The sequence below is a fragment of the Mycobacterium sp. genome, assembly GCF_049585075.1.
In the GTDB taxonomy this organism is placed as follows: Bacteria; Actinomycetota; Actinomycetes; order Mycobacteriales; family Mycobacteriaceae; genus Mycobacterium.
This window is the reverse complement of the sequence record NZ_JBAUZA010000051.1, coordinates 1-3976: the sequence shown is the minus strand read 5'-3', so window position 1 is coordinate 3976 and position 3976 is coordinate 1. Positions and strand designations below refer to the sequence as shown.

At 66.0% G+C, this 3976-nt stretch carries 4 protein-coding genes and 1 pseudogene; 1 reads left to right on the top strand and 4 read right to left on the bottom strand.

All coding sequences use genetic code 11. The features are described from left to right. The 4 genes and pseudogenes from WB785_RS02485 to WB785_RS02470 all read right to left on the bottom strand — a co-directional run. Window positions 1-615, bottom strand: a pseudogene (locus tag WB785_RS02485) (PucR family transcriptional regulator); the annotation flags it as partial. 45 nt (window positions 616-660) lie between these two features. Beyond that, window positions 661-1830 carry an acyl-CoA dehydrogenase gene (locus WB785_RS02480; RefSeq protein ID WP_424077114.1) on the bottom strand — a complete coding sequence of 390 codons (1170 nt, stop codon included), beginning with the start codon at window positions 1828-1830 and terminating at the stop codon, window positions 661-663. Next, the gene (locus WB785_RS02475) at window positions 1811-3337 is read right to left on the bottom strand and encodes a WS/DGAT/MGAT family O-acyltransferase (protein ID WP_424077113.1); all 1527 of its coding nucleotides are present in this window, start codon (window positions 3335-3337) and stop codon (window positions 1811-1813) included. The genes WB785_RS02480 and WB785_RS02475 overlap by 20 nt, the downstream gene beginning before the upstream one ends. A gap of 12 nt (window positions 3338-3349) precedes the next feature. Next, entirely contained in the window at window positions 3350-3499 is a 150-nt protein-coding gene (locus WB785_RS02470) for a hypothetical protein (protein WP_424077112.1), read from the bottom strand. 41 nt (window positions 3500-3540) lie between these two features. On the opposite strand from WB785_RS02470, the gene WB785_RS02465 reads away from it, so the two are divergent. Continuing rightward, window positions 3541-3976, top strand: a 436-nt coding sequence (locus tag WB785_RS02465) for an alpha/beta hydrolase (RefSeq protein WP_424077111.1), incomplete at its 3' end; no start/stop codon positions are given.

The following is a 3976-nucleotide window of genomic DNA, read 5'->3' as shown; positions in this document are numbered from 1 at the left end:
CACCACGACCGAGGTATGCCGGCGGTCCAGCTCGTAGCCGAGGCGGCGGCTCGCGGCGGTGGGGTCGATCGGGGCGCCGTCGAGGATCAATCGGATGGTCTCGGTGCGCCGCGCAAGCGCGCCGCCGATGATCTCTTCGCGCTCGCGCTGGGCCTCCGCCAGCACGCGACCGAGTATCTGGTCGATATAGCCGAAGGCGAGTGACAGCGACAGCTCGGTGACACCGATCAGCTCAGGCCCCGGCTCGACAATCTCATATGCGCAGGCGAGCCAGCGCTTGAGTCCAATCTGCTGGCCGCGCCGGTAGCCCTCATAGAGTCTGTCCAGGTCGATGCCGCGGCGCACGACGGTCCGGGCGGAGTCAAGGGCCTCGGGCGGGACCGCCTCCAATAGCGGGGATTGCGCCTGGCGCGCCACCGCCAGGAATCGCTGCCAGTTGCCGCGGTTGGTCGCGGTGAGCTCGGCCGCGATCGCGGCGTCGGCGCCGAACTCCGGGACAACCTCCATCACTGCGGCGTCCATCGCGGCGATAGTTTCATCGGCTTCGAGGGCGAGTCGATCCGCGATAGCAGCGATCAGTTCATACGTTCGCGCGCTCGGCGCAGCCGCCGTCATGGGTTTAGTGTGCCACCGCACACCTGCCGAGGCTGTTCATTGCCATTAGCCGAGCAGAGCCCGGGCCATCACGACCCGCTGAATCTGGTTGGTGCCCTCGTAGATCTGGGTGATCTTGGCGTCGCGCATCATCCGCTCTACCGGGAAGTCCTGGGTGTAGCCGGCGCCGCCGAACAGCTGCACGACGTCGGTGGTGACCTCCATGGCTACGTCTGAGGCAAAGCACTTGGATGCTGACGAGATGAACCCGAGCGCAGCCTCCCCACGTTCGGCGCGTGCCGCGGCCGTGTACACCATCAACCGGGCAGCCTCGATCTTCATCGCCATGTCGGCCAGCATGAACTGCACGCCCTGGAAGACGCTGATCGGCCTGCCAAACTGCTTGCGCTCCTTGGTGTATACGATCGCCGCGTCGAGCGCTCCCTGCGCGATACCCACCGCTTGGGCACCGATGGTCGGGCGGGTGTGATCGAGCGTCGCCAGCGCGGTTTTGAAGCCCGTTCCGGGCTCGCCGATGATCCGGTCACCCGGAATGCGGCAGTTGTCGAAATACAGCTCGGTGGTCGGGGAACCCTTGATGCCGAGTTTCTTTTCCTTGGGGCCGACGCTGAAACCGTCGTCGTCCCTGTGGACCATGAACGCCGATATTCCGTTGGCGCCCTTGTCGGGATCGGTCACCGCCATGACCGTGTACCACGTCGACTTGCCGCCGTTGCTGATCCAGCATTTGGTGCCATTGAGGATCCACTGGTCGCCGTCCTGACGAGCCCGGGTGCGCATCGAGGCCGCGTCGCTTCCTGCCTCCCGCTCCGAGAGCGCATACGACGCCATCGCCTCGCCCGACGCCAGCGTCGGTAGAACCTGCTTCTTCAGCTCGTCCGACCCGGCCAGGATCAGCCCCATGGTGCCCAGCTTGTTGACTCCCGGGATCAGCGACGCCGAGGCATCCACCCGCGCAATCTCTTCGATCACGATGCAGGTGGCCACCGCGTCGGCGCCCTGGCCGCCGTACCCCTCGGGCACATGCACCGCCGAGAAGCCCGCAGCGTTCAGCGCCTTGAACGCCTCCTCCGGGAAACGCGAATGCTCGTCGACTTCTGCGGCGTACGGGGCGATTTCCTTTTCGCACAGGTCGCGCAACACGGCGCGAAGTTCGTTGTGTTCATCAGGAAGCCGGAACAAATCGAAATCGGGATTACCTGACGGACGCGCCATGAGGACTCCTCCCTGCTCGCCGCTTGAGGTGGATGACCGAAGGGCGGACGTTGGCCAGATCACGAAGCTCACGCAGACCTGCCCGCAGGGCATCCAGGATGGGCCACGGGTCATCGGCCTGCTCGCGGTCGACAACGATGCCGATTTCGAGAGAATCCTGGTAGCTGAACACCGTGATGTTCAGGCCGATACCGTCCTTTACCCCGGAGATCGGGAACTGCGCCCGTTGCCGTGCGCCGGCCAGGTACACCGGTGCCGAAGGACCGGGGACATTCGAGATCATCAGGTTGACGGGCTGGTTGACGCCGGGGAGCCGGGTCGCCTGGGACCTTGCACGGGCGGCCGAGGTGAACAGCGCCGGGGGAATGACGCCGGTGGCGTCGCGCATGAGCGACACGGGCAACGAGCGGTGTTGTTTCTTGGCCTCGCTCATTGTCTGGCTGACCCGGCGTAGCCGCTCACCCGCGTCGGCCGTGATGGTCGGTAGTTCGACGATCATCGCCGAGACCTGGTTTCCGAAGGTCCCCATCTGCTCTCGGGTGCGCACCGAAACCGGGATGATGCCCAGCAGCGGTTCGGCCGGTAGCTCACCCCGCCCCTCGAGCCAGCAGCGCAGCGCGGCCGCGCAAACGGCCAAGACCACGTCATTGACGGTGCACCCGAACGTGTTCTTGATCGCCTTGACGTCATCAAGACTCATCGACCCGAACGCGACCCGGCGCTGCGCCGATACCCGAGTTTGGAATGGGGTATTGGGCGCGACGAGGTCGTTGCCCTGCGCGACGGTTCCATCACCCGCTGCGGCCGCGAGCCGGCTGATCAGACGGCTGGTCCTGGCAATCATCTTCACCCCGGGCAGGTGGCGGATCGGCGGTACGTCGTCGAGGTGAGGCAAGGTGGTGGGCATCGCGCGCAACGCCCGAACAGGATGGCGCGCCATCCCGACCATGCCGCGGCCCAGCATCTCCACGTCGGAGGGGAAGCGCTCGGCAGGTATGGCGGACGCAGGTGACATCGCCCGACCGGTCGACGCGTCGTCGAGCAGCATGCGCATGACCTCGGCGCCCGAGACTCCGTCAACGGCGGCGTGATGAATCTTCGTCAGCACCGCCACCGCACCGTCGTGCAGCCCGTGGATCACGTACATCTCCCACAGTGGGCGTGACCGGTCCAGAAGGCTGGCGATCAGGTCAGCCACCTGCTCAGCCAGCTGGCGCTCATCGCCAGGTGCGGGAAGTCTGATTTCGCGGACGTGGTAATCGACATCGATAGCGCCCTGATCAACCCAGTACGGGTGGTCGAGGCCGAAAGGCACACGAGCCAGTCGCCACCGCAACGGAGGAAGCAGGTGCAGCCGCTCGGTCACCAGCTCACGAACAAGCGCCGCGTCGAGCGGTCGGCGGGCCGCGGTAACGGGGTCATACACCGCCAACGCGCTCACATGACCTTGGGTGCGGTCGTTTTCGGCGGCCAGGAATAGGGCATCGAGTGCCGTCAGTTGTCGCATTTGTTCACCGATCTACTTGACCGCCACCACGGCGTCGGGTGTCGAGTCCTTGAGCATTGCGGCCAGCGTGGCACAACCCGGTCCCGGATACGGTGTGCTGCCGCACACTACATTGCGGCGGAAGTGTGCCTCTGGCGATTCCGCCCGGGGCTCTTGCGCCATAGGTTCTGCGTCAGAAGAAACACCTTCGGACGAGGACCGGTATGGACGAGATCAGCTTCATCAGTGGCCGCGACCGTTGCGCCGCTTGGCATTTCAAGGCGAAAGGCGACGCGTTCGCCGGAGCGCGCGGAGTGCCTTGCGTGGTGATGGCACCGGGATTCGCCGGCACGCGGGACACCAGCGCCTTGATGGACTATGCGCGCGGCTTCGCTGGTGCCGGATTCGACGTGGTGTTGTTCGACTACCGCGGGTTCGGCGGGTCGAGCGGGTCGCCGCGCCAGCTGGTGTCGGCCACACGCCAGCGCCGGGACTACCGCGCCGCGATTACCGCCGCCCGGCAGCTTCCTACCGTCGACCCGGAACGCATAGTGCTGTGGGGTATTTCGCTCTCCGGCGGTCACGTCGTGCGCGCTGCCGCCGAGGACGGGCGCGTCGCGGCGGTGGTCGCGTTGACCCCGGCGATCGATGGAGCAACAG